The 18,634-nt window shown below is 70.1% G+C and carries 11 protein-coding genes and 3 rRNA genes; 3 read left to right on the forward strand and 11 right to left on the reverse strand.

Features of this window, described 5'->3' with window-relative positions; all coding sequences use genetic code 11:
- Positions 1-75 precede the first annotated feature (75 nt).
- From GA0070613_RS28110 to GA0070613_RS28130, 5 genes are all read right to left on the reverse strand, one after another.
- Positions 76-3,804: a S8 family peptidase gene (locus GA0070613_RS28110; protein ID WP_089015031.1), complete on the reverse strand. Its 3,729-nt coding sequence runs from the start codon at positions 3,802-3,804 to the stop codon at positions 76-78.
- 197 nt (positions 3,805-4,001) lie between these two features.
- Positions 4,002-4,886, reverse strand: coding sequence for an NAD kinase (locus GA0070613_RS28115; protein ID WP_089015032.1), 885 nt, complete (start codon positions 4,884-4,886; stop codon positions 4,002-4,004).
- Positions 4,883-5,734 carry a TlyA family RNA methyltransferase gene (locus tag GA0070613_RS28120; RefSeq protein ID WP_089015033.1) on the reverse strand — a complete coding sequence of 284 codons (852 nt, stop codon included), beginning with the start codon at positions 5,732-5,734 and terminating at the stop codon, positions 4,883-4,885. The genes GA0070613_RS28115 and GA0070613_RS28120 overlap by 4 nt, the downstream gene beginning before the upstream one ends.
- 21 nt (positions 5,735-5,755) lie before the next feature.
- Positions 5,756-6,061 (reverse strand): hypothetical protein, encoded by a 306-nt coding sequence (locus GA0070613_RS28125; RefSeq protein WP_231929532.1) that lies wholly within the window; start codon positions 6,059-6,061, stop codon positions 5,756-5,758.
- Positions 6,048-6,590 carry a hypothetical protein gene (locus GA0070613_RS28130; protein WP_089015034.1) on the reverse strand — a complete coding sequence of 181 codons (543 nt, stop codon included), beginning with the start codon at positions 6,588-6,590 and terminating at the stop codon, positions 6,048-6,050. The genes GA0070613_RS28125 and GA0070613_RS28130 overlap by 14 nt, the downstream gene beginning before the upstream one ends.
- Positions 6,591-6,702: 112 nt before the next feature.
- Here GA0070613_RS28130 and GA0070613_RS28135 point away from each other — a divergent pair, with 112 nt between their 5' ends.
- The gene (locus tag GA0070613_RS28135) at positions 6,703-7,038 is read left to right on the forward strand and encodes an SCP2 sterol-binding domain-containing protein (RefSeq protein WP_089015035.1); all 336 of its coding nucleotides are present in this window, start codon (positions 6,703-6,705) and stop codon (positions 7,036-7,038) included.
- A 34-nt stretch (positions 7,039-7,072) separates the two neighbouring features.
- Here the strand turns inward: GA0070613_RS28135 and GA0070613_RS28140 are convergent, their stop codons facing one another.
- Both GA0070613_RS28140 and GA0070613_RS28145 read right to left on the reverse strand, forming a co-directional pair.
- Positions 7,073-8,092, reverse strand: a complete 1,020-nt coding sequence (locus tag GA0070613_RS28140) for an HAD-IIA family hydrolase (RefSeq protein WP_089015036.1) — start codon at positions 8,090-8,092, stop codon at positions 7,073-7,075.
- On the reverse strand, positions 8,089-9,108 hold the full coding sequence (locus GA0070613_RS28145) for a tetratricopeptide repeat protein (RefSeq protein WP_231929887.1): 1,020 nt from the start codon (positions 9,106-9,108) through the stop codon (positions 8,089-8,091). The genes GA0070613_RS28140 and GA0070613_RS28145 overlap by 4 nt, the downstream gene beginning before the upstream one ends.
- On the opposite strand from GA0070613_RS28145, the gene GA0070613_RS32850 reads away from it, so the two are divergent.
- Positions 9,064-10,806 (forward strand): hypothetical protein, encoded by a 1,743-nt coding sequence (locus GA0070613_RS32850; RefSeq protein WP_172875726.1) that lies wholly within the window; start codon positions 9,064-9,066, stop codon positions 10,804-10,806. The two genes, GA0070613_RS28145 and GA0070613_RS32850, sit on opposite strands and share 45 nt — an antisense overlap.
- Before the next feature lie 92 nt (positions 10,807-10,898).
- Here GA0070613_RS32850 and rrf read toward each other — a convergent pair.
- The 4 genes from rrf to tyrS form a co-directional block, all read right to left on the reverse strand.
- Positions 10,899-11,015, reverse strand: a 5S ribosomal RNA gene (rrf, locus tag GA0070613_RS28150).
- Positions 11,016-11,106: 91 nt separating this feature from the next.
- Positions 11,107-14,214: ribosomal RNA gene (locus tag GA0070613_RS28155) — 23S ribosomal RNA — on the reverse strand.
- 373 nt (positions 14,215-14,587) lie between these two features.
- Positions 14,588-16,104 (reverse strand): 16S ribosomal RNA (locus GA0070613_RS28160).
- Together the 16S, 23S and 5S rRNA genes form the textbook arrangement of a ribosomal RNA operon.
- Positions 16,105-16,749: 645 nt before the next feature.
- Positions 16,750-18,033, reverse strand: a complete 1,284-nt coding sequence (gene tyrS, locus GA0070613_RS28165) for a tyrosine--tRNA ligase (RefSeq protein ID WP_089016249.1) — start codon at positions 18,031-18,033, stop codon at positions 16,750-16,752.
- A 109-nt stretch (positions 18,034-18,142) separates the two neighbouring features.
- Between tyrS and GA0070613_RS28170 the strand changes: the two genes are divergently transcribed.
- The gene (locus tag GA0070613_RS28170) at positions 18,143-18,526 is read left to right on the forward strand and encodes a PaaI family thioesterase (RefSeq protein WP_172876032.1); all 384 of its coding nucleotides are present in this window, start codon (positions 18,143-18,145) and stop codon (positions 18,524-18,526) included.
- Positions 18,527-18,634: the final 108 nt, after the last annotated feature.

The following is an 18,634-nucleotide window of genomic DNA, read 5'->3' on the forward strand; positions in this document are numbered from 1 at the left end:
GGCGGACCGCCGGCCGCGGCGCCGCCGGGGTTCCCAACACCCCCTGGTGGGAACCCCGGCGGCCCGACGGGACGCTCAGCGCAGGCCGTACGCGTCGATCACGGTCTGGTCGACGGTGTTTCCGACCCGGTCACCGGCGTGCACCCGCAGCGACACCGTGCCGCGTCCGGCCGGCACCGTGGCGTTGAACCCGATGCCGGAGCCGTGCACCGGCACCGTCGTCCAGCTGTGCCCGCCGTCGAACGACACCTCGACCCGCACCCCGACGCCGGTCGGCGCCGGCAGTCCGGCCGGCTGGCGCACGGTCAGCCCGAGCTGGTGCGGCCGGCCGCCGGGCACCTCGCCCCGCAGGTCGGCCGGGACCTGGTAGTCCACCTGCAGCAGCGGCAGCGGCCGGGCGGCGTCCCCGGCCGGCCGGGCCGAGGTGAACTGCCACGCCGTCTCGGTACGCGTGGCCCACCGCCACTCGTCCGAGGACCGCTGCGTGGTGAGGTCCAGCCGGTAGCGGGCCGGGTCCGGGGTGGTCGGCACGGGTACCCAGCCGCCGGAGAGGTCGGCGATCTGCTGCCCGTCCCGGCTGAGCCGGGCCTGCACCGTGTCCTGCTCCTCGCTGCCGCCGGCCGGGGCGTAATGGCCGTCGGCGTCGACGTACTCGGCCAGCCACAGGTTCAGGTTGTCGCCGGTACGCGTGGGCACCGGCGCCCCGGAACCGGCCGGCACGGCCGGCCGAACCACCGGTGAGTGCCAGGTCTCGGTGACCCGGTCATCGGCGTCGTACCGGCGGGGCTGCTGGGTGAGCCCGCCGGTCAGCTGCCCCCAGGACCAGGTGAGCTGGTGCAGCACCCGCTGCTGCCACCAGGAGTCCCCGGCGCTGACGAACTCCTGCCGGGTGGTGCCGGTACGCACCATCCGCTGGTCGTCGTTCCAGGAGTACTCCTGCCAGGGGCGCCAGCCGAAGCGCTGCTCGCTGGCCCAGTCGAACCCACCGGTGTCGGCGTACCGGGCGGTCACCTCGGCGGTGTTATCCGCGGTGACCGTGTGCACGATCCGCTCCGGCACCCGGCCCTTCGACACCTGCCACACGTCGTACAGGTAGGGGCTGTCCACGGTCAGCGTCAGGTCCAGCATCGCGCCGCCGGCCCGCGCCGCCGCGATCAGCCGCTGGCCGTCGTCGTACGCGACCACCAGCGACGGAATCGGCAACCGGTCCCCGTCCGGGCGCCAGACCGTCCACGCGCTCCAGTCCGCCGGCCGGACGATGAGCACCGTCGCGGCGCCGGCGGCCGTGGCCGCCGCGATCTGCTCGTCCTCGGAGCGGTCCAGGCTGCCGGTGACCAGCACGGCGGCGCCCCGGGCTCCGGCCAGCTCGGCGGCGGTGCCGGTGCCGCCCCAGACCAGCGGCAGCTTCCGCCGGCCGGTGGGCGCCGGCGACTGGCCCAGCAGGTTGATGTCCAGCGGACCGGACACTCCGCTGATCCGGGCGTCCACCATGGGCGCGACCAACTGCCAGCGGGAGGCGAACTCGAACTCGCCCTGGCTCACCGGCCGGGTCGGCGTGACGTTCACCTGCTGGATCGTGCTGAACGTCATCACGCCGTGGTCGATCTGCCGCCCGTTGCCGAAGACCCGGTGCTCGTAGAAGCTGATCGCCGCCCGCTGCTCGGTCGGCTTCGGCGTCTCGATCCGCACCGGGGTGCCCTTGCGCGGGTCGAGCACCACGGTCAGGTCCCGGTCGACCATCAGCTCGGGGTCGGTGACCAGGGTGATCTGCTCGTCCAGCGGGGCGCCGTGCTCGATCAGCCCCTCGAGCAGGTACGGGCCCTCCTCGACCTGCACCTCCGCCCCGCCGGGGGGAAGCCAGAGAAGGTGGTCCGACTCGGAGTGCTCGCCGAAGAGCGTGGCCACCGGCGCCAGGCCGGGCTGCCCGGCCATGTCCAGGGCACGCAGGCTGACGGTGTGGATCGGGCCGCTGAGGGTGAGCCCGACGGCGGTGCGTACCGCGACGCCGTCCGCGCCGGTGGCCACCAGCCACCCGCCGTGCGGTCCGCGGTCCAGCTTCGCCGGGTCGGCGCGCAGCGGGACGGCCACGCTGCCGCCGGCCGGCACGGTCACCTCGGTGACGCCGGCCGACACCCCGTCGGTCTCCGCCGCGCCGGTGTCCAGGTTGCGCAGCTCCAGCGCCAGGCGCAGGGTCTGCGCCGCGCCGGTGCCGTTGGTGTAGGTCACGGTCTTCTCCGCCACCGCACCACCGGTGCTCAGCCGGCCGAAGTCGGCGGTCGCCGAGCCGTACACCCGCTGGCTCAGCGCGCGGGCCACGTCGACCCGGCCGGCGCCCTGCTCGAAGACGGTCAGCGCCGAGTTGTTCTTCGCGGTGCTGACCAGCGCGTCCTTGAGCTTGCCGGCGGTCCAGTCCGGGTGTTCCTGGGCGAGGATCGCCGCCGCGCCGGCGACGTGCGGGGTGGCCATCGACGTGCCGGACGCCTTCGTGTACGCGTCGTCGACCGGCGTACCCATGGTGGTGCCGGCCGCGCGGGCGGCGACGATGCCGACACCGGGCGCGGTGATCTCGGGCTTCAGGCCGTTGTCGCCCAGGCGCGGGCCGCGGCTGGAGAAGTCGGCCAGGTTGTCGTCGCGGTCCACCGCGCCGACCGTGAGCGCCGCGCTGGCCGCGCCGGGCGTCCCGACGGTACCCGCCTCGCCCGAGTTGCCGGCGGCGATCACGAAGAGGGCGCCGGTCTCGGCGGTCAGGTCGTTGACCGCCTGGCTCATCGGATCGGTGCCGTCGGTCGGGGGGCCGCCGAGGCTCATGCTGACCACCTTCGCGCCGGAGTGGACGGCCCACTCCATGCCCGCGATGATCCCCGAGTCGTAGCCGCTGCCGCCGTCGTCCAGCACCTTGCCAATCAGCAGCTGCGCGCCGGGCGCGACGCCCTTGCGCAGTCCGTCGGACGCGGCGCCGCTGCCGGCGATGGTGGCCGCCACGTGGGTGCCGTGGCCGTGCCCGTCCCGGGCGCTGCCGCTGCCGGAGAAGTCCTGTGCCTCGGCGATCCGGCCGGCGAGGTCGGGGTGGGTGGCGTCGACGCCGGTGTCGAGCACCGCCACCCGGACGCCGCTGCCGTCCCGGCCGGCCGCCCAGGCCGCCGGGGCGCCGATCTGCGGCACGCTGTGCTCCAGCGCCGGGTGGACCCGCCCGTCCAGCCAGACGCGGGCGATGCCGGCGCCGAGCCGCACCGGCCCGGCAGCGGTGGTACGCGCGGCGGGCGTGCCGCGCAGCATGGTCCACAGCTCGTCGAGGTTGCCCTTGCCGACCCGCAGTGCCGCGCCGTTGATGCTCTCCAGCGGCCGGGCCGCCGTGGCGCCGGCGAGCGGCCGGACCCGGCCGGCGGCCGGTGCCTGGTAACGCACGATCAACGGCAGCGCGTCCTGCGCGGCGTCGCCGTAGCCCTCGGCGGCCAGTTCCTGCACGTCGAACAGATTGGGGTCGAGCACCCCGGCGGAGACGTACGGCACGACGTCGCTGGGCAGCACCCGCAGCCCGCCGTCGGCCTGCACGGTGTGGAAGGTGACCCGCTCCCGACCGGCGCCGGGGTGGACCGTGGCGGCGACCCGGCCGGGCGCGGCCTGGACCAGGTCGACCTGGTCGCCGGTGATCAGGGTGAGGCGGACGGGCGCGGCGCCCGGGGCGGGCGCGGCCGGAATCGGGCCGGCGGGCCGGGCGGGCAGGTCGGCGGACGCCGGTCCGGCGAGCCCGACCACCAGCGCGCCGACCGCGCCGGCGGTGAGCCAGCGTGGGGGCCATTGCATGCGATGTGCTCCTCTGCTCCAGTGGTCGGTCCCAGGAGATCGACCGCTCGGAGTCTGCGACGGAGATCGCCGATGGTCACTAGCCGCGGGCCGCCGCATGGGCGACATGTCGCCAGGTGGACAACGGACGACCGGGGCCGGACCGCGGGAGGTCCGGTGGGTTGCCGCGGGTGGCGACCGGCGACGGGACGCCCGGGTCAGCGGCGGCTGCCCCGCCAGCCCTGCACCGGCAGGTCGAACTTGGCGACCAGCCGGTCGGTGAAGGGTCGGGCCCGGAGCCGGACGATCCGCACCGGCAGCGCGCCCCGGCGCACCGTCACCCGAGCCCCCGGGGGCAGGTCGTAGACCCGTCGCCCGTCGCAGCACAGCACCGCCAAGGTGGTGAACGGGTCGACGGTGATCACGAAGGTCGACGTCGGCGCGGTCACCAGCGGCCGGCTGAACAGCGCGTGCGCGCTGATCGGCACCAGCAGCAACGCCTCCACCTCCGGCCAGACCACCGGCCCGCCGCCGGAGAAGGCGTACGCGGTGGAGCCGGTGGGGGTCGCGCAGACCACCCCGTCACACCCGTACCGGGACAGCGGCCGGCCGTCGACGTCGACGAGCAGCTCCAGCATCTGGGCCCGCTCGCCCTTCTCGACGCTGATCTCGTTGAGCGCCCACGACTCGATGGTCGGGCCGCCCTCGAACTCGGCGGTCACGTCGAGGGTGAGCCGCTCGTCGACGGTGTAGTTGCGCCCGACCACGTCCCGAACCGCGGAGTCCAGGTCGTCGATCTCGGCCTCGGCGAGGAAGCCCACCTTGCCGAGGTTGATGCCGAGCAGCGGGGCCTTCGCCGGCCGGGCCAGCTCGGCGGCGCGCAGGAAGGTGCCGTCGCCGCCGAGCGCGAAGACGATCTCCGCGCCCTCGGCGGCCTCCGGACCGGTGACCGGGACGACGCCCGGCAGGTCCAGGTCGTCGGCCTCCTCGGCCACCACCCGTACCTCGAAACCGGCGGCGATCAGGTCCGCCGCCACCGCGCGGGCGTGCTCGGTGCTGCGTCGGCGGCCGGTGTGCGTCACCAGCAGAGCGGTCCGGCTCACCGGGCGACCTCCTCGATCGTGGGATCCGCGGGTGGCGGGACGCCCTCGGGACCGGCGGCCACGACCGCGCGGACCCGCTCCGGGTCCGCGGCGGGCGCGCCCCGGCGTAACCATACGAAGAACTCGACGTTGCCGCTCGGCCCCGGCAGCGGACTGGCGGCCACGTCCGCGAGGCCCAGACCGAGCTGCGCCGCCGCCGCGGTCACGTCGAGCACCGCCTCGGCCCGCAGCTCCGGGTCGCGCACCACGCCGCCCGCGCCGACCCGCTCCTTGCCGACCTCGAACTGCGGCTTGACCATCAGCGCCAGGTCGCCGTCCGCCCGGGTGCAGCCGGCCAGCGCGGGCAGCACCAGCCGCAGCGAGATGAACGACAGGTCGGCGACGGTCAGGTCGACCTCGCCGTCGATGGCCTCCGGGGTCAACGTACGGACGTTGGTGCGCTCGAACACCCGCACCCGCTCGTCGTTGCGCAGCGGCCAGGCCAGCTGGCCGTACCCGACGTCGACCGCCACCACCTCCGCCGCGCCGGCGCGCAGCAGCACGTCGGTGAAGCCGCCGGTGGAGGCCCCGGCGTCCAGGCACCGCCGCCCGGCCACGGTCAGCCCGCCCGGGGCGAACGCCGCGAGGGCGCCGGCCAGCTTGTGGCCGCCGCGCGAGACGTACTCGGCGGTGGGATCCTCGCCGGTGACCAGCAGCGGGTCGGCGGGGTCGACCATCGCCGCCGGCTTGCGGGCGGGCACCCCGTGCAACTGGACCCGGCCGGCCTCCACCAGCGCGGCGGCCTGCTCGCGGGAGCGGGCCAGGCCGCGGCGGACGAGTTCGGCATCCAGCCGGTTGCGACGTGCCATGGGGGTTCGTCTCCGGTGAGGTCAGGCCTGGTCGATGCTGGCCAGGGTCTCGCGCAGCGTCTCGTACGCCGCCTCGTACTGGGCGATCTGGTCCGCCGGGGAGAGCACCGCGGCGTTGATCATGGCCTGCACGGCGGCGTCCACCGCCGGGTGCCGGGCGTCCTCGACGTCCTCGACCGACGGCTCCGGGCCGGGGCGGATCCCGGGGGGCGGACCGGGGCGCGCGCCAGCCGGCGGGCCGGGGCGCGGACCGGGCGGCGGGCCCGGACGGTACGGGCCGGTCACGGCGCGGACCGGCGGCCGGTGGGGGCGCTCACGCCGCGCCACCCGGCGCCTGCTCGGGGTCCGGCGCCTTCTTCGCCGGCCGGACGGGCGCGGCGGGCGACTCGTCGGCGGGCCTGCGCGACACGGTGGCCGGCGGCTTCTTCGCGATCGCCTTCTTCGCCACGGCCTTCTTCGCCACCGCCTTTTTCGCGACCGCGCTGGTGGGGGTGGGCGCGGGGCGGCCCGGCGGCGCGGAGACCGGCGCGGCGGCGGAGGCGTCCGCCGGGACCGCCTTGGCCTCGCGCAGCTGCCGTTCCAGCTCGCGCACCCGGCGGGTCAGCTCCGCCACCTCGTCGGCGGTGGCCAGCCCGACCGCGCCGAGCGCCCGGTCCACCTCGAAGCGCACGAGCTTGGTCAGCGCCTCCCGGTTCGCCAGGCCGGTTGAGACGAGTTCCTCGGCCAGCGCCTGTAACTGGCCGGCGGTGACGCCGCCCTGGCCGACCACGCGCCGAACGGCGTCCTGGGCCCTCTTCCGGGGCGCCTCCGTCAGGCCCATGGCCAGCTCGAGGTAGGCGCGCCACGCGTCCTGCATACCTGAGTCCTTCCGCGGGGCGGGGGTGTGCAGGTGTCACGCTACCGGGCCCCTGCGGCCGCCTGTTGCGGTACGGTGCCGGGGAACGGCGTGGCATGTGTGAGGAGGCGATGTGGCCAGCGTGGACGAGTGCCGGCAGGCGTTGCAGGAGCTGGCCGACCGCCTGGACCGCCACGCGGACGTGCAGGACAAGATCGACCTGGACCGGACGCTGGCCTGCCGGGTCACCGACCTGGGCACCGCGTTCCACGGCCGGCTCTCCGGCGGCCGACTGGTCGACCTCTCCGACGGCGACGACCCGAAGGCCAAGATCGCGCTGAGCGCCGGCAGTGACGACCTGATCGCCCTCGTGCACGGGCAGCTCGACATCACCAAGGCGCTGGCCGCCCGTCGGGTGTCCATCAAGGCCAACCCGCTCGACCTGATGAAGCTCCGCAAACTGCTCTGAGCCCGGTCGGCTTCGGCCGACTCCGGCCGGTGCGTCAGGCCGACGGGCCGAGCGCCGCCAGCGCCGCGGCCGCCTCCGGCGACAGCGCCCGCACCGCCGGGCCCGCCGGGGCCGCCCACGCGACCGCGCAGAGCGCGGCCAGGGCGTCCAGCGGGCGGCCGGCGCCGTCGAGCGCCAGGCCGCCATCGGTCACCGTCACCGACCAGCCCCGGCCGTCGGGCGCGCCGGGCAGCCGGACCACCGCCGCCGGGTCGAAGAGCCCGGCCAGGTCCATGGCGACGTACGTCGGCCGGCGCGCCTCGGGGGCGGCCAGCAGCTCGGGTACGCCGCTGACGCCGGTGAGCACCAGCAGGCTGTCCAGACCGGCGCGACGGGCGCCCTCGATGTCGGTGTCCAGCCGGTCGCCGACGACCAGGGTCCGCCCGGTGCCCGCCCGACGGGCGGCGGTGGCGAACAGCGCCGGCTCCGGCTTGCCGACCACCACGTCCGGATCCCGCTCCAGGGCGGTCCGCAGCACGGCCACCAGCGACCCGTTGCCGGGCAGCGGGCCCCGGTCGCTGGGCAGCGTGCGGTCGGTGTTGGTGGCGTACCAGGGGGCGCCGGCGCGGACCGCCAGCGATGCCTCGGCCAGGTCCACCCAGCCGACCTGCGGGCCGTAACCCTGGGCCACGGCGGCCGGCTTTTCCTCCGCCAGGGACACCGGGCGCAGGCCGACGGCACGGATCTCGGCGCGCAGCGCCTCGGCGCCCACCACCAGCACCGGCGCGCCGGCGGGAAGCCGGTCGCGCAGCAGCTCGGCGGTGGCGGCGGCCGAGGTGAGCACCTCCTCCGGCCGGGCCGGGACGCCCATGCCGGTGAGCAGGTCGGCCACCTCACTCGAGCGGCGCGAGGCGTTGTTGGTGGCGTACGCCACCGCTCGGCCGTCCGCGTGCAGCCGGCCGACCGCCTCGACGGCACCGGGGATCGGCCGGTCGATCAGGTAGATCACCCCGTCAAGGTCGAAGACGACCAGGGTGTACCCGTCGACCAGCCGTTCCCCGGCGTCCGCGGTCATCGCTGGTCCGGCTCCGACCCGCGGGCCGGCTCGCCGCCGGTCGCGCCGGCTGCCGGGTCGCTCTCACCGGACCGGACCTGGTCGGCGACCACGCGCGCCTCGCCGTCGGTCAGCTCGTCCTCGGCCAGGTCGTCGCCCTCGCCGTACCGGGCATCGCCGCCACGGTCCCGGTCGTCGCCCTCGTCGTCGAGGTCGTCGTCCTCGTCGTCCTCGTCGTCGTAGCGGGCGTCGCCGTCGAGGTCGTCGTCCTCGTCGTCGTCCTCGTCGTCGTCCTCGTCGTCCGTGTCCTCGTCCGGCTCGCTGTCACCGCCGGTGAGGTCGGCGTTCGGACGGGCCGGCACGGCACCCGGGGCGCCCGGGCCGGCGGCGAACTCCTCGACCGGGGACTCCTCGTCCTCCTCGTCGCCCTCGATCACCACGCCGTCGAGCTCGAGCAGCCGCTCCGCCGCGTCGGTCTCCCCCTCGGAGTCCAGGTCGGCGGCCCGGGAGAACCACTCCCGCGCCTCCTCGCGCCGGCCCACCGCGAGCAGCGCGTCGGCGTACGCGTAGCGCAGTCGCGCGGCCCAGGGCTCGGACGAGTCGGCGGTCAGCTCGGGGACCTGGAGCATCGCCACGGCCGCGTCCTTCTGGCCGAGGTCGCCCCGCGCCCCGGCGGCGACGATCAACAGCTCGATCGCGACGGCCTGGTCGAGCTTCTCCCGGTCGGCGCCCCGGAACAGGTCGATCGCCCGCTCCGGACGCCCCAGGGCCCGCTCGCAGTCGGCCAGCACCGCCAGGTGGCTCTGCAGACCGGTCATCCGGTGGTACGTGCGCAGCTCGGCGATGGCCGTCTGCCACTCCCCCGCGTGGTACGCGGCCAGCCCGACCGCCTCCCGCACCGCGGAGATCCGCGAGGCGAGCCGACGGGCGGCGAGGGCGTGCGCCAGCGCCTCCGCAGAGTCCTCGTCGATCAGCTGGCCGGTGGCGACCAGGTGCCGTGCGACGGTCTCCGCCACCGGCTTGGCCAGCGACAGCAGCTCGGCCCGGACGGTCGAGTCGAGGTCGGTCGCGACGATCTCGTCCGGCAGCGCCGGCCCGGTGACCCGCTCGCCGCCCTCGGCCCGGTCCCGACGGTCGTCCCGCCGGTCCTGCGGGCCGGCGCCGTAGCCGCCCTGCCGCGCCCGGTCGTCCCGGCCCGGCCGGTCACCGTAGCCCCGCCGCTCGCCGTCCCGCTCGGTACGCGGGCCGCCGCGGTAACCGCCCTCGCGGTCGTCCCGGCGGAAGCCGCCCTCGCGACGCTCGCCGCCCCGGAAGCCGCCCTCGCGCGGCGCCCCGCCCTCACGACGGTCACCGCCACGGAAACCACCCTCACGGCGCTCTCCACCGGCGAACCCGCCCTCGCGACGGTCGCCACCACGGAAACCGCCCTCGCGGTCGTCCCGGCGGAAGCCGCCCTCGCGGCGCTCGCCGCCACGGAAGCCGCCCTCACGCGGCGCACCTCCCTCACGACGGAAACCACCCTCGCGACGGTCGCCGCCACGGAAACCCTCACGCGGCGCACCGCCTTCACGACGGTCGCCACCGCGGAAACCGCCCTCGCGACGCTCGCCGCCGGCAAAGCCACCTTCACGACGGTCGCCGCCACGGAAGCCGCCCTCACGCGGCGCACCGCCCTCACGGCGCTCGCCACCGCGGAAACCGCCCTCACGACGCTCGCCGCCGGCAAAGCCACCTTCACGACGGTCGCCGCCACGGAAGCCGCCCTCACGCGGCGCACCGCCCTCACGGCGCTCGCCGCCACGGAAACCGCCCTCACGACGGTCACCGCCACGGAAGCCGCCCTCACGGCGCTCGCCGCCACGGAAGCCGCCCTCACGCGGCGCACCGCCCTCACGGCGCTCGCCGCCGCGGAAGCCGCCTTCGCGCGGCGCGCCGCCCTCACGGCGCTCGCCACCGCGGAAACCGCCTTCACGGCGCTCGCCGCCACGGAAGCCGCCCTCACGGGGCGCACCGCCTTCACGACGGTCACCACCGTGGAAGCCACCCTCGCGGCGCTCGCCGCCGCCAAAGCCACCTTCACGACGGTCACCGCCGCGGAAACCGCCTTCACGGCGCTCGCCGCCACGGAAACCGCCTTCGCGCGGCGCGCCGCCCTCACGACGGTCGCCGCCGCGGAAGCCTCCCTCGCGCGGCGCCTCGCCGTCCCGGCGGAAGCCGCCCTCGCGGCGCTCCCCGCCGCGGAAACCACCGTCACGGCGGTCGCCGCCACGGTAGCCACCCTCGCGGTTGTCGCCACCGCGGAATCCGCCCTCGCGGCGGTCGCCGCCGGCGAAGCCACCCTCGCGGGAACCGGAACGGAAGCCACCGCCCCGACGGTCGCCACCACGGAATCCGCCCTCGCGGTCGTCGCGCCGGAAGCCCTCGCGGCGCTCGCCGCCCCGGAAACCGCCCTCGCGGGGCGCGTCACCGTCCCGCCGGAAGCCGCCCTCGCGCGGCCCCGAACTGAAGCCACCCTCGCGGCGGGCGCCGCCACGGTAGCCACCCTCGCGGTTGTCGCCACCGCGGAATCCGCCCTCGCGTCGCTCGCCACCGGAACCGCTGCGCGGTCCGCCCGAGCGGTCGTCGCGGTTACCCCGGTACGGGGGACGGTCGTCGCGGCGAGCGTCACCGCGCCCCTGCTCGCGGTCGGCGCGGTCCTCGTAACGACGGGGGCGATCGCCGCCCTGCGGTCCTGAACTCACAGGTACATCCTTCCTGATTGCGTCCCCCAGGGACGCTAACGCAGTCGAGGGCCGACCCGGATGGGGCGGCCCTCGACTGGAAGATTGTCCGGCGGTGTCCTACTCTCCCACACCCTCCCGAGTGCAGTACCATCGGCGCTGGAGGGCTTAGCTTCCGGGTTCGGAATGTTACCGGGCGTTTCCCCTCCGCCATGACCGCCGTAACTCTATCGACATGTCAAACAACCAACCAACCAGCGATGCTGGGGTGTTGTTCGTTTGTCGGGAGTTGCACAGTGGACGCGTAGCAGCTTGGTAGTCAAGTCCTCGGCCTATTAGTACCGGTCAACTGAACCCGTTACCGGGCTTACATTTCCGGCCTATCAACCCAGTCGTCTAGCTGGGGGCCTTACCCCACAAAGTGGGTGGGATACCTCATCTTGAAGCGAGCTTCCCGCTTAGATGCTTTCAGCGGTTATCCCTTCCGAACGTAGCTAACCAGCCGTGCCCCTGGCGGGACAACTGGCACACCAGAGGTTCGTCCGTCCCGGTCCTCTCGTACTAGGGACAGCCCTTCTCAAGTATCCTACGCGCACGGCGGATAGGGACCGAACTGTCTCACGACGTTCTAAACCCAGCTCGCGTACCGCTTTAATGGGCGAACAGCCCAACCCTTGGGACCTGCTACAGCCCCAGGATGCGACGAGCCGACATCGAGGTGCCAAACCATCCCGTCGATATGGACTCTTGGGGAAGATCAGCCTGTTATCCCCGGGGTACCTTTTATCCGTTGAGCGACACCGCTTCCACATGCCAGTGCCGGATCACTAGTCCCGACTTTCGTCCCTGCTCGACCTGTCAGTCTCACAGTCAAGCTCCCTTGTGCACTTGCACTCAACACCTGATTGCCAACCAGGCTGAGGGAACCTTTGGGCGCCTCCGTTACCCTTTAGGAGGCAACCGCCCCAGTTAAACTACCCACCAGACACTGTCCCTGAACCGGATAACGGTCCGAAGTTAGATACCCAAATCAACCAGAGTGGTATTTCAAGATTGCCTCCACCCATACTGGCGTATGAGCTTCACCGGCTCCCACCTATCCTACACAAGCTAATTCAGATACCAATGTCAAGCTATAGTAAAGGTCCCGGGGTCTTTCCGTCCTGCCGCGCGTAACGAGCATCTTTACTCGTAATGCAATTTCGCCGGGCCTGTGGTTGAGACAGTGGGGAAGTCGTTACGCCATTCGTGCAGGTCGGAACTTACCCGACAAGGAATTTCGCTACCTTAGGATGGTTATAGTTACCACCGCCGTTTACTGGCGCTTAAGTTCTCCGCTTCGCCCCGAAGAGCTAACAGGTCCCCTTAACGTTCCAGCACCGGGCAGGCGTCAGTCCATATACATCGAATTACTTCTTCGCATGGACCTGTGTTTTTAGTAAACAGTCGCTTCCCCCTGCTCTCTGCGGCCATACCACGCTCCAGGAGCAAGTCCCTTCACGCGTCCGGCCCCCCTTCTCCCTAAGTTACGGGGGCAATTTGCCGAGTTCCTTAACCACAGTTCGCCCGATCGCCTCGGTATTCTCTACCTGACCACCTGTGTCGGTTTGGGGTACGGGCCGCTAAGAACTCGCTAGAGGCTTTTCTCGGCAGCATAGGATCACTGACTTCACCTGAATCGGCTCGGCATCACGTCTCAGCCTATGTGCACCACGGATTTGCCTATGGTGCGGCCTACACGCTTACCCCGGCACAACCACCGGCCGGGCTCAGCTACCTTCCTGCGTCACCCCATCGCTTGACTACTACCCGTCAGGTTCCCACGCTCACCGCGTTTGGTCCGAAGACCGCCCACAGCTCGGGTGGTTAGCACAACGAGGTTCGTCAGGGTCGCTCTTTCGCGGGTACGGGAATATCAACCCGTTGTCCATCGACTACGCCTCTCGGCCTCGCCTTAGGTCCCGACTCACCCAGGGCGGATTAGCCTGGCCCTGGAACCCTTGGTCATCCGGCGGAAGGGTTTCTCACCCTTCTTTCGCTACTCATGCCTGCATTCTCACTCGTGCCGCGTCCACAACTGGGTCACCCCGTTGCTTCACCCCCGGCACGACGCTCCCCTACCCATCCACACACCTGCACAAGGAATCAAGTCCAAGCGAGGTTGAAATGTGAATGCCACAGCTTCGGCGGTGTGCTTGAGCCCCGCTACATTGTCGGCGCGGAACCACTTGACCAGTGAGCTATTACGCACTCTTTAAAGGGTGGCTGCTTCTAAGCCAACCTCCTGGTTGTCTATGCGACTCCACATCCTTTTCCACTTAGCACACGCTTAGGGGCCTTAGCTGGTGATCTGGGCTGTTTCCCTCTCGACTACGAAGCTTATCCCCCGCAGTCTCACTGCCGCGCTCTCACTTACCGGCATTCGGAGTTTGGCTGATTTCGGTAAGCTTGTGGGCCCCCTAGACCATCCAGTGCTCTACCTCCGGCAAGAAACACGCGACGCTGCACCTAAATGCATTTCGGGGAGAACCAGCTATCACGGAGTTTGATTGGCCTTTCACCCCTAACCACAGGTCATCCCCCAACTTTTCAACGTTGGTGGGTTCGGCCCTCCACGCGGTCTTACCCGCGCTTCAGCCTGCCCATGGCTAGATCACTCCGCTTCGGGTCTAGGACACGCGACTGAATCGCCCTATTCAGACTCGCTTTCGCTACGGCTCCCCCACACGGGTTAACCTCGCCACGTGCCACTAACTCGCAGGCTCATTCTTCAAAAGGCACGCCGTCACCCCGCAAGGCTCCGACGGATTGTAGGCGAACGGTTTCAGGTACTATTTCACTCCCCTCCCGGGGTACTTTTCACCATTCCCTCACGGTACTTGTCCGCTATCGGTCACCAGGAAGTATTTAGGCTTACCAGGTGGTCCTGGCAGATTCACGGCAGATTTCAGGGGTCCGCCGCTACTCGGGAACACCCACAGAAGGTCAGCAACTTTCACCTACCGGACTTTCACCGTCTACGGTCAGCCATTCCAGACTGTTCGACTAGCCACTGACTTGGTAACTTCTCCAACAGTTGTCAGCCTGTTGAGCAGGGTCCCACAACCCCGACCACGCAACCCCTGACAGGTATCACACGCAGCCGGTTTAGCCTCAATCCGCTTTCGCTCGCCACTACTCACGGAATCACTATTTGTTTTCTCTTCCTGCGGGTACTGAGATGTTTCACTTCCCCGCGTTCCCTCCATACACCCTATGTGTTCAGGTGCAGGTGACACCACATGACTGGTGCCGGGTTTCCCCATTCGGACACCCTGGGATCACAGCTTGGTTGACAGCTCCCCCAGGCCTATCGCGGCCTCCCACGTCCTTCATCGGCTCCTGGTGCCAAGGCATCCACCGTTCGCCCTTGACAACTTGACCACAAAGATGCTCGCGTCCACTGTGCAATTCTCAACAAACGACCAACCCACAACCCGATCCGCCCCACACCAAACCCGACGATCCGCCGGCGGTATGCGAGGCCAGGCCATGCCTGGCAGCCCGCGAAGCTCACGCTCCGCTCAAGGCTCCGAAAGAAACAACCACCGGTTGTTCTTTCAGGACCCAACAGGGTGCTTTACGCCAAACCCCAGCCGCATCACTTCCGCCGTTCCTGCACCCCGAAGGGCGTGTACTAGACATCCGAGACCGTTGCCGGCATCTGACTAACCAGTGTCTCCGCCATTGAGCACCCCGCCACCACATTCGGATGGCGCGGGCTCCTTGCACCCTTTCGGGTGAAGGTGCTCCTTAGAAAGGAGGTGATCCAGCCGCACCTTCCGGTACGGCTACCTTGTTACGACTTCGTCCCAATCGCCAGCCCCACCTTCGACGGCTCCCTCCCACAAGGGGTTGGGCCACCGGCTTCGGGTGTTGCCGACTTTCGTGACGTGACGGGCGGTGTGTACAAGGCCCGGGAACGTATTCACCGCAGCGTTGCTGATCTGCGATTACTAGCGACTCCGACTTCACGGGGTCGAGTTGCAGACCCCGATCCGAACTGAGACCGGCTTTTTGGGATTCGCTCCACCTCACGGTATCGCAGCCCATTGTACCGGCCATTGTAGCATGCGTGAAGCCCTGGACATAAGGGGCATGATGACTTGACGTCATCCCCACCTTCCTCCGAGTTGACCCCGGCAGTCTTCGATGAGTCCCCGCCATAACGCGCTGGCAACATCGAACGAGGGTTGCGCTCGTTGCGGGACTTAACCCAACATCTCACGACACGAGCTGACGACAGCCATGCACCACCTGTGACCGCCCCCGAAGGACCCGACATCTCTGCCGGTTTTGCGGCCATGTCAAACCCAGGTAAGGTTCTTCGCGTTGCATCGAATTAATCCGCATGCTCCGCCGCTTGTGCGGGCCCCCGTCAATTCCTTTGAGTTTTAGCCTTGCGGCCGTACTCCCCAGGCGGGGCGCTTAATGCGTTAGCTGCGGCACAGGGAACCGGAGAGGCCCCCCACACCTAGCGCCCAACGTTTACAGCGTGGACTACCAGGGTATCTAATCCTGTTCGCTCCCCACGCTTTCGCTCCTCAGCGTCAGTATCGGCCCAGAGACCCGCCTTCGCCACCGGTGTTCCTCCTGATATCTGCGCATTTCACCGCTACACCAGGAATTCCAGTCTCCCCTACCGAACTCTAGCCTGCCCGTATCGACTGCAGGCCCGCAGTTGAGCTGCGGGTTTTCACAGTCGACGCGACAAGCCGCCTACGAGCTCTTTACGCCCAATAAATCCGGACAACGCTCGCGCCCTACGTCTTACCGCGGCTGCTGGCACGTAGTTGGCCGGCGCTTCTTCTGCAGGTACCGTCACTTACGCTTCGTCCCTGCTGAAAGAGGTTTACAACCCGAAGGCCGTCATCCCTCACGCGGCGTCGCTGCATCAGGCTTCCGCCCATTGTGCAATATTCCCCACTGCTGCCTCCCGTAGGAGTCTGGGCCGTGTCTCAGTCCCAGTGTGGCCGGTCGCCCTCTCAGGCCGGCTACCCGTCGTCGCCTTGGTAGGCCATCACCCCACCAACAAGCTGATAGGCCGCGAGCCCATCCCAGGCCGAAAAACTTTCCACCCAGCCTCATGCGAGGCCAGGTTCTATTCGGTATTAGCCCCGGTTTCCCGGGGTTATCCCAAAGCCTAGGGCAGGTTGCTCACGTGTTACTCACCCGTTCGCCGCTCGAGTACCCCGAAGGGCCTTTCCGCTCGACTTGCATGTGTTAAGCACGCCGCCAGCGTTCGTCCTGAGCCAGGATCAAACTCTCCAACAAAAACTTGTTGAAAAACTGTCCCGACAACAAAAAGTGTTGCCAAAGGAATCCCAACCAGCAAACCCTCCCGAAGAAGGATTGCCAGTCCGGGGTATAAATCAATTTGGCACTGGCTTATCAAGCACCCTGTTGAGTTCTCAAAGAACAACCACACACCGCCCGGAAACCCCACCCAGTGGAGCCCCCAACCCGGGGCATTTCGTTCGTCGCACCCGCCGCTCCCGCGCCGGGCACTTTTACTACGTTACCCGGTGGTTTTCGCCGTGTCAAACCGGTGTTTCGCGGTTTGTCATAACGCCAACCCCTTTGCCGGGCACCACTATTCGACCGGCTCGCGCCGGGCGCTTCGTGGGTTTCGACAGGACGGCCGCTGCGGTCTCCCGCAAGCTCGCCCGTTTCCCTGCCGGCCGATAACCTTACCCGGTCGGTTCCGCCTCACCAAATCCGCCTCGCGGCGAATCCGGGGCACCGCCCGGCCCAGGGTCCGATGACAACCATCTGACCCTGGGGGTCATTCCCGCGCTCCGGCCTCCAGGTCTTTCGCCTGTTTCGTCCGTTCCGCGCTGGCAGAGAGAAAGCTACGCGCCCAGCGGATTGATCGTCAAATCCGCCGGGCGCGTCCCGCGTCACACTCTCGACGTACGACTATCTGCGCAGCTCAACCCCGGCGAAGGAACGCTTGCCGCGGCGCAGCACCAGGTACCGACCGTGCAGCAGGTCCGCCAAGGCGACGGTGGCGTCCACCTCGGAGATCCGGGTGTTGTTGACGTAGGCGCCGCCCTCGGCGATCACCCGCCGGGCCTCCTTCATGCTGGGCACCAGCCCGGACTCCTTGAGTAGACCGGCCACGTCCGGCAGCTCGGTGACGTGCACCAGGCCGGCCTCGGTCAGCGCGGCCCGCAGCGTCTCGGGGGAGAGCTGGTCCAGCGCCCCCCGTCCGAAGAGCGCCTGGCTGGCGGCGACCGCCTGGGCCATCTCCCGTTCGCCGTGCACCAGGGTGGTCAGCTCCTCGGCGAGGGCCCGCTGGGCAAGCCGGGCCTGGGGACGCTCGGCCGTCGCCTTCTCCAGTTCCTCCAGCTCCTCCCTGGAGCGGAAGCTGAAGTAGCGCAGGTAGCGGACGACGTCGCGGTCGTCGGCGTTGAGCCAGAACTGGTAGAAGGCGTACGGGCTGGTCATCTCCGGGTCGAGCCAGACGGCGCCGCCCTCGGTCTTGCCGAACTTGGTGCCGTCCGACTTGGTGACCAGCGGCGTGGTGAACGCCTGCACCGGTCCCGCGCCGCGGCGGCGGATGTAGTCGACGCCGGCGGTGATGTTGCCCCACTGGTCGGAGCCGCCGTACTGGAGCTGGCAGCCGTACCGGCGATGCAGCTCGAAGAAGTCGTGGGCCTGCAGGAGCTGGTAGCTGAACTCGGTGAAGCTGATGCCGGTCTCCAGCCGCGCCTTGACCACCTCGCGGGCCAGCATCTTGTTCACCGGGAAGTGCTTGCCCACGTCGCGCAGGAACTCGACCACCGACATCTCGCCGGTCCAGTCCAGGTTGTTGACCAGCCGGGCGGCGTTCTCCCCGGTGTACGAGACGAACGGCGCGAGCTGGTCGTGGATCCGCCGCACCCAGCCCTCGACCACCTCGGGCGGGTTGAGGGTCCGCTCGGCGCTCTCCTTCGGGTCGCCGATCTGCCCGGTGGCGCCGCCGACCAGCAGCAGCGGCCGGTGCCCGGCGAGCTGCAACCGGCGGGCCGTGATGACCTGCATGAGGTGGCCGACATGCAGGCTCGGGGCCGTCGGGTCGAAGCCCACATAGAAGGTGGCGCTCCCGCCGTCGAGCAGCTCGCGCAGCTCGTCGAGGCCGGTCGAATCCTGGATCAGGCCCCGCCACCGCAGGTCCTCGGTCAGGGAGTCCCGCCCGTGCGGGAGGTTGCTGTCGGTCACGGTCACCGATTCTCCCCCATCACATCCCTCGGGCCGTACCGGGTTTGCCTCTCGGCGGGACGACTAGGCTGGCGGCTCGGTTACGAGGCGAGGAGGAGCTGCGGTGGAGATGCCGGACCTGACCGGGGGCTTCGTGGCCCTGCTGGGGTTGAAGTTCGACGAGGTCAGCGGCGAGAAGGTGGTCATCCGCTGGGAGGTGCGCCCGGAGCTGCACCAGCCGTTCGGGATCCAGCACGGCGGGGTCTACTGCTCGGTGGTCGAGACGGCGGCCAGCATCGGCGGCTCGCTCTGGCTGGGCGACAAGGGCCAGGTGGTCGGGGTGTCCAACCAGACCGACTTCCTGCGGGCGGTCCGCGAGGGTGAGCTGACGGCGGTGGGCACGCCGGTGCACCGAGGCCGCAGCCAGCAGCTCTGGCAGGTGGAGATCACCGACGACGACGGGCGACTGGTGTCCCGCGGCCAGGTGCGCCTGCAGAACCTCACCGCCCGCTGACCGCCGCCGGTCCGCTCCACCAGGGGCGGCTCCCGCCCGGCCGACGCGCTGCCCGATTCGACCTGAAATGAGCGGCTGGCGCGGATATCGTCGCGTCGATGACACCAC

Source organism: Micromonospora inositola, assembly GCF_900090285.1.
In the GTDB taxonomy this organism is placed as follows: Bacteria; Actinomycetota; Actinomycetes; order Mycobacteriales; family Micromonosporaceae; genus Micromonospora; species Micromonospora inositola.

Excerpts from the sequence above, each read along its gene's own strand:
- GA0070613_RS28110 (WP_089015031.1), bottom strand. The coding sequence starts at position 3,804 with ATGCAATGGCCCCCACGCTGGCTCACCGCCGGCGCGGTCGGCGCGCTG.
- GA0070613_RS28170 (WP_172876032.1), top strand. The coding sequence starts at position 18,143 with ATGCCGGACCTGACCGGGGGCTTCGTGGCCCTGCTGGGGTTGAAGTTC.
- GA0070613_RS28140 (WP_089015036.1), bottom strand. The coding sequence starts at position 8,092 with ATGACCGCGGACGCCGGGGAACGGCTGGTCGACGGGTACACCCTGGTC.
- GA0070613_RS28130 (WP_089015034.1), bottom strand. The coding sequence starts at position 6,590 with ATGCAGGACGCGTGGCGCGCCTACCTCGAGCTGGCCATGGGCCTGACG.
- GA0070613_RS28120 (WP_089015033.1), bottom strand. The coding sequence starts at position 5,734 with ATGGCACGTCGCAACCGGCTGGATGCCGAACTCGTCCGCCGCGGCCTG.